At 38.6% G+C, this 7,763-nt stretch carries 3 protein-coding genes; all 3 read right to left on the bottom strand.

The genetic code is table 11. From position 1 onward, the window contains the following. Positions 1-79: 79 nt before the first annotated feature. From ACTNBK_RS16205 to dptF, 3 genes are read right to left on the bottom strand one after another with little or no spacing between them, the layout of a single operon-like run. Entirely contained in the window at positions 80-4,504 is a 4,425-nt protein-coding gene (locus ACTNBK_RS16205) for a helicase HerA domain-containing protein (RefSeq protein ID WP_441147657.1), read from the bottom strand. Then, complete coding sequence (gene dptG / locus ACTNBK_RS16200) at positions 4,485-5,879, bottom strand: DNA phosphorothioation-dependent restriction protein DptG (protein ID WP_441147655.1); 1,395 nt, start codon at positions 5,877-5,879, stop codon at positions 4,485-4,487. Before dptG ends, ACTNBK_RS16205 begins: the two co-directional genes overlap by 20 nt. Before the next feature lie 4 nt (positions 5,880-5,883). Beyond that, positions 5,884-7,611, bottom strand: a complete 1,728-nt coding sequence (gene dptF / locus ACTNBK_RS16195; protein ID WP_087414566.1) for a DNA phosphorothioation-dependent restriction protein DptF — start codon at positions 7,609-7,611, stop codon at positions 5,884-5,886. Positions 7,612-7,763 lie beyond the last annotated feature (152 nt).

The raw sequence follows: 7,763 nt of genomic DNA, 5'->3' as shown, positions 1-7,763 counted from the left end.
TGTTATTTTTGTAGAAAAGGCGGCAGCAGCTTGCGCCGCTCCCGCCTTAAAATATTTTTGCTCTATTTTGCACCACAATTTAGCGTTTACACAAAATTTGGGATTGACCCTTCACAAAATTTTCTTTGCTCTCGTTGTAGTCACCCTTATAATCGAAGATTAAAATACCAATGTCAGAGCTTTCTACGTTATTTACTCTTTCTCTATATAGCTGAGCAACCAATGATTGAGTAAATTGCGTTTTTCCGGTACCCATTGTTCCGATGATACCTGTGTTCGTATGGAATACTTCATCCGTATTTCCAGGATGCCAAAATAAGGGCATACCAGTATTTTGATCTTGCCCAAAGAGAACACTAATTTCCCGATCATCGTCCGCTTTCTCTTTGAGAGGCTCTGGAGTAACCAAGGTCAAGTTTTCTGAACATTCAACAGATCCTTTATCGGTTTCTTTCTCTTGAGGTTCTGTTTTGTCTTCCTGGCTTTCATCTTGAATCTCTCTCATTGCTTCCTTATGAGCTTCTTTTTGCTGCTCATATTCTTTTACTGCTTCAGCGTGATCCGATGTATAAAACCTCGAAAGCTTCGGAGGAAGAAATTTAGACAATTCTATATCACAAGCAACTTCAGCAACAGTTTTTACCAAGTACTCGTAGCCCTCATGCTCAGGCAGTTGAAGAATGGCAATATTATTTTCAGAATCGATTACACCGGAAATAAGGCTTTCACTTTGCTTAAAGGAAATAATGGTCCCAATACCGATGTATTCATTTACTGCCTCGGAAATTTCATAGTTTTCATTTAACAAATCTTCCCGGCATTCATCAAGGACAAGCTGCCATGTTTCCTCCGGATAAATATCATACAGCTTCATCTTTTCACAACTCAGAATTGCAAGCTGCATAACAAAGTTTCTAACAACTTTCCGTTCAATAGTATTTCGTTCTTCTCCATCCGGCCACAACGCATGAAGCAGACCATTATGGGTATTGATTATCTGACCTTTGGCCTTCTCGATAACCCCTGCATCATTCAGCCCGATTTTAACTTCGATAGGATGAAGGTGCACATAAATTCCCTGCTCCGATTTTTCAATACCAATCAACAGCAAATCGTCACAGGTAGCACCGTGATCAAAAGACAGATTTTTAGCTGAAAGCAACCCATTATTTTGAGAAAGGCCTGTATTTCCAGATACTCTAAGTAACTCTTCGAGGGACACTGGTACCCAAACAATATTATCGTGGGTATAGTACGCCATTGCAAATTTAACAGCAGAAATGATGCTCATTTTCTCTCTGCTGAACGTACTGTCAAGCGCTTTCTTCGAAGAGATCAGTCGAAGCAGCCAACGGCCATTGACCGCATTGAAGAAATCAATAATACGTTTTGCTGCGGTTGAATCGGCTTTGACATTTTTCTTTGCCAGCTCTTGGGTAATGATGCGCTCATATTGCTCGGCTTTGCGTGTTACTGTAATAGCATTATAGCCACTTGCAGAGGAATTCTGGTCGCCATAATGGATGATCAGCAAATCTTTGGATTGCTCATCCTGATAGAAAAAGCTTAGATCTACTTTAGGGTCAACAAACACCACCCAATTGGCGGCAGAATAAACCTTGTTAAGCTGAAGGCTGGATTTTTTATGTACTTCAGTTGTGATGCAATGATCCGGAGTATAGGTGCTACTTGAATAGGCAACACGGTAAATTGAATTCAGTAGTGCAGCAAAATCATTTAGTGGAGTCTTTGGAGCATATTTGGTTCCAAACCCAGTTTTGTACCAACCCTCATCTAAGACCGACGGCACACCGGAGATAATTCCATTCAACGACGTACCCGTTGTCAGCCGGGAAATCTGGCTATCTCCACATTTATCGCTGGATAACATTTCATAAAATGCAATGTGGGAATATCGATACGTATCATCTGTTTCCTTATGAATATAGTATTGTATTTTGCTGACGAGCATAGCTGACAAGTCGGAGTTGTACTCATATTTTCCATCGATATCGCAGAGATATTCTTTTGTACGCTTCAAATTTGACAAAACAGAGAAGTCATTATAGTGTGATATAGCGTCCCTGTCGCTGTAAATATTGACTTCAAAATTCAGAATCTCATCAGGTATACAGTTATCAGCAATTTGTCGCTTGAAATATCGAATTATGCCTAAAAAGATTTCTCTGCAATCGCCCAAATTATGTAGGCTCAAAATCATACGGTGATCGCCGATATCTTTGAACAGAAATCTAAAATGGGCATAATACTCCTCAATTTTTTCCGCAACTAACTTAGGCACAAAATCCCGAATTTCATTATATCGGTCCCCATCAATAGCGGTATAATATTTCCACTCCGGCGACTCATCCTGCTCAACAATTTCATAAATTGTCTGCTGATCATCCTTGATATAAGGAAGAAGATTCGCAGATGTCAGACGATTGACAATATCATCACGCACACTACCAAGCCCCAGTTCCTGACGGATCTGAAGCTGATACATAACATTCAAAGGATGAACAGGCGAAAACGCAATAGAGTTTCGGGATGGATCATACACCATTCCTAATTTGAGCGTATTATTGTGCTCTGGACTTAGAATGTCACCTTCTTTGACCCGACTCAAAAATTTCTGATAGGTTATAACATAATCTTCAGCCGCTTTACATAAATCTTCGTCATAATAAGCCAGACTAGGTAACTGTCTGCGATTTTTAAAAATGGAAAGAAAATTTATATATGCATCTCTTACATCCTCAGGAATTTCAATTTCCTGTGAATTGTATTCGCCATTAAGATTTTTGACTACGTATAGCGCTTGTTTTTCAACAATAAAGGATTCACATTTTAGATTTTCTTCAAAACCACCAACTGCATAATAGGGGGTGGTACCCATAATGATTTTTCCGCTCCTGTATTCAAACCCACGTTGCCGCTCATTTTTTTGCTTAAATGCTTTTACACCAGTCAATTTGGACGGCTTTACCGTATCATCAGAAATGCCCAAAGGGATCTGTATAGATCCGCAGGAAAGATTAAAAAGAACTTTGCCATTATCCGGAGAAACACTATTTTCATCTAATACCAATGTCAATGTTGTATCAAAATTACACGAATAAATCTCTTGTTCTGCTACAACTGCACTGATCTGATTTGATGCCCCTGGATTGATGACTAGGCACTCTTTAATACCCTCTGCAATAATGCGGCGTTTTTTACCACTACCTTCGATTTTATAGCATGTCTGAAGATTTTCCAAATAAGAAGGATTTAGGTCTAAAATACAGATTTTGAGATGGAATACTGCCGTATCACTGCTGGGATCACGTATATCCACATTAGTAAATACGCAACCATCTGCTTGAATTTGTAACCGTAATTCTTTAGACTCCCCTAAATTTGTCGCTATATTGGAGTCTTTTATCATAATTAAGTCTTTACGAACAGCTATATTGAAAGGGACAGCAATCGTGACCGTTTCCTTCTTTTCAGGATTATAAATCAGGATATGTTTCTCACGTTGCTTTGCTTTCGTGGTACCACCATCTCGAATAAAAAGTTTCTGATCTTGCTGAAATTCATACTCTATCGGGCTACCACAATAAGCAACAATGGAATCATTATCGATTATAAGAGGTGTATTCTGCTTTTTTTCCTTTTTAGCCTTTGAACGCATTACATCTGCGTAGGTAAGATTCTCAAACCAGTTGATTCCTTGACGCTTTTTATTTTCCAACTCACTGATAAAGCTACTGTCAAAACTACTATCAAGTCCATCACGTAAATTGCCAAATTTGAAAATCTTATCGATCATTTCAAAATCGCGGTGATTTTCATCGATCTGTTGTTCCTGCTTTTTGGGATCAGATTTCAAAGCTAGTCCATTTGCATCCGGAAGCAAACGGAAATCAATCCAACTCTCCTCGCTTACTCTTCCAGTGCACACAGATGTTAACAGGCCTTTATATTCAAACAGTGACTTTCGATCCGCAAAACGATCAGACTTTTTTCGCTTTAATTCGTGCATCAGCAATACATGGTCGGCTGCAGACAGTTGAGCCTCTTCTATGTTTTGTTCGATGGTCTTGAGCAACTCATCCGCACAGAAAGGCATTCCTTTTGCTGAAAGATCACGAGTAGCACTAGAAATTGTGTCTATTGGTGCACAGGTAATCATCAAAATGGGATTTTTGTTAATAGACAAAGGAATATTTCGCAGCGTAGCAAAGAAGTCATCTGTCATTCCATTGACCTGCGCAGCAATAATAATCTCCTTATTTGTAAGTTTTACAGTAAATGTATGATATTTTTCTTGATAAGAAAATTTGCCCTGAATATCCTTTTTAAGCGTAATATCATATAATGCATCATTTACCTGTTCTACCAACTCCCCATTATCAAGCTTGAAGCAAAACCGGTCACCGTCATGTAAATTATCGCATTCCTGCTCAAAATAGCTGATAATGCGTGTTGCTATGTAATTAAAGAATTCTTCGTACATATTGCGCATCCCCACTATCGCTCTTCTTTTCTATCAAATTCAGCTTGGTATAAAACTGGACAACTTCGTCTTTAGATGGTTGATCCAGAAAAACGCCTCTTAACTCAAACTGGCGAAACACTTCATTCAAACTCAATTTTTCTTCATCATGAATAGCAAGTTTCGTCAGGAAGATTAAAAATTCTTCCGTGATATTCAGCATCAATCCACTGGCACCTCGTGATTTCAGAAATCGATCGTGGCAAAATGTTTCAAAATGCTTTACATAGCCATCACTGACTCTACCACGTCCTGTATTTCTAAATTGAGTTCGAACACTTTCGTATAAATAGTTAACTTCAGAAAAAACAGTTCCTAATTGCTCATTTTTCTGAAGATCATTTAACTCACTGCAGTCCGAAATAGCATTTCGATACAAGTCGCAGACACTGCGAATCTGAGCCGCCACCTCTTCTTCCATACCTGTTTTCTGAACATAGTCTCTTAATGCGATATAATCGAACTGCTCACCTGTCGGATTCTGATTTAGAATCTCCAAAGTAACTGCATGATAAAACTGCTGCTTGATTGCGGGCAGAAGCTGCTGCCAACCCGATCTATAGCATTCTCTTGCTTTGTTTGTCCGTTCCCAATCCAGACTAAAATAAAGCGGAACTATTTCGTACCTATCACCATGTTCAAATCTTGATAATGCCAAACAAGTTTGACTTGTATAGAAAAAATGATAAAACTCCAGCAAATCCACAAGGTATTCTTTCGTCCTTGCTGTATTTTTAAGGATAAATTTCAGATCTTTCATAAAAATCTTTTGAGGAGCAAGATGTACAATATAGTAAGGGTCAATTGGAGCTGGCGGCTCAATTTTTGCTTGAAGAGCTTCAAATACAGCTTTTTCCAAAACATTGACTTCCTTGATAGCGTGCTCTGCTGCTTGATTTACAACGTTGCTTAGGTTTTCATTATCGGCCAATACACTATAAAGATACTGCGCCGTCTTCAGAGCAGTCTGATCATCGCAGGGAATATAGCACATAGCCGTAATGCTTTTGGGTCTAAGAGAATGCTTCTCGTCATCATCCCAATAGATGCTCCGAGCTATCTGTAATAATTGTTCTTTTTCGTAGGCTCCAATATCATCCATTGAATCTGCGAGTTTGCTTAAAGTTGCCTCCATAGATTCCGGTACTTTGTTCTGATTACAAGCAAGGCGAAGCCATTCGCCAATTACAGCAGAAAACGATGTAATAATAGTAGCCGTGTTATTAGCTGTAAATGGGAATAGTTTAATGTGTTGTGCAGACTTGTGTGTAAAATTTGTGCCGTTTTCACCCATAAGAAATGTCTTTTTCATCATTTCTGGATCTAATATAAACACAGAATTACACCTCCTTAAAACTATACCCAAAGTCGCTTTCTTCAAGCAGGAATTTCATATTGCTTGTTTTTCTCTTTGAGACGATATAAACTCTCGATTTCTTTGTGCCAAATTCAGACAATGCCATAATTCCACTGGAAAAGTCAGCGTGTACATTCCGATCTTGAGATGTAGGACAGTAACCATCCTTCATTGCCATAATCACTCTATAGAGGCTATAGTCAATCGAAAAAGAAACCTGCTCAGTTTTAGTTTCATTGCTAAAACGTACTATAATCACAGGTGCAAATTGCAATACTTCATCGTCGCCGCTTCCTTGGGCCACATCATACCTAATATTTAGCTGCTCTAAAATGCTGTAATCATCGCTGGAATCATCTATGCAAATCAAATCGGTTCCATAAGTACCATTCCACGAATAGATACTATGCTTAACAGAGCTATAAAGATTTTTCAAATGCTTAATATTTCCAGCATAAGCATGGTATAAGTCTTGGACAAAAGACAGATATAGTCGATCAGCTTTTAGCTCTTGACTGTCTGTCAACTTTTTATAATTCCGCAGAAATTTATAAACATATTTTTTGAGGGGATCTCTGCCGTTATCAATAGCTGAAAGACCAATACTATGCAAAATATCTGAATACTCTGAACCGTTCAGCTCCGACAAAACGATAGGGGTAATATCGTCTGCGGCGTAAAAATCAAGTACATCACAATCACGTTTTTCGATATTATCACTGGTTGCTGCATTTTCTGTCATGCAGTCAATTAAACTTGACGTTCCTCTATTTTCAAAGATCAACATTGGCGTCGTGTAAGAAATGTATGTTTCTAAAAACTTGGCAGGGTTGCTAAGAAGATTCCAAAGTTTTTTCTCATCAAAATCTGGGGAAACCACTGCATCAAAAATAAAGTTCAAAATATCTCTTGAAGTAATAACAAGCTTATCTTTAATGCACACTTCAATGATGCGCTGAATCAAAAGCTTTCTCACGTCTTCTTTCATCAGGAACTCAAAGTTGTGTCGAACTGGGCACTGCGTGTGATGAGGGCAAGTTGATCCCTGATTTATATATGTGTTGTAAAAAGGATTGCACGTGTTATTGCCAAAAACTTTTTCAAATAATTCGGTCAAATAATCAGATCTCGCACCATCAGCTGTCAATGTATACAGTTGATAATTTGAAAAGTCAATATGGTGGAAAACCTCATCCTTATTGAACGGTAACGGCTGGGCAACACTAAAAATATTGTTGTTTAAAACATATTGTTTCAGTTTGCCGAAATATTTACCCTGTTCAGAATCAATAAAATTATTCAGCATACCGAGATTGATCGCAAGCACTACCTTTTCACGACCACCATCGTTCAAACGATCATCACGAAATGCTGCGATTCTCTCAGCTAAAGTTTCAATAGCCGTCTGGTTTGGTGCATCGCTTTCTGTTGCATCGTTGATAATTGTGTACGAATCCAGAATTTGATCCTGATCGCTATATTTAAGATAGGACAGAAGATGAGATTTTCCATCTCCTGCACTGCCACACACCAAAACGAGCTGTTTATGATTAACTTCTGCAATTTTCAGCAGCAGTTGTTTAAAATCAATTTCAGTATGACGGGTAATATGCATATATTTTTTTAGCGGATCAAAGTGGTCAAGATTTTGCACCGCTTCGGCTGAAAGTTTGCTAAGTCTTCTCAATTCAGAGATAAATTCACAACTCATATTTGCCCCCTGCCTCCCCAAAGAAACAGTTTTTTAATTAGGGCAACACCGCACAGAAAACTGTGTGCAGAAAATGTCACTGCGTGGTAAAATAAAGACATGAATAAACAAATAAGTCTGTCGGGCCTGAGCGATGAACTGGCGCAGGTGCG

The sequence above is a fragment of the Intestinimonas sp. HCP28S3_D6 genome (assembly GCF_052065695.1).
Lineage (GTDB): Bacteria > Bacillota > Clostridia > Oscillospirales > Oscillospiraceae > Intestinimonas.
The sequence above is the reverse complement of the archived record's forward strand: the minus strand, read 5'-3'. Positions and strand labels throughout refer to the sequence as shown.

Bases quoted from the DNA above. Each gene is read 5' to 3' on its own strand.
- ACTNBK_RS16205 (WP_441147657.1), bottom strand. From the start codon at position 4,504: ATGTACGAAGAATTCTTTAATTACATAGCAACACGCATTATCAGCTAT.
- dptF (WP_087414566.1), bottom strand. From the start codon at position 7,611: ATGAGTTGTGAATTTATCTCTGAATTGAGAAGACTTAGCAAACTTTCA.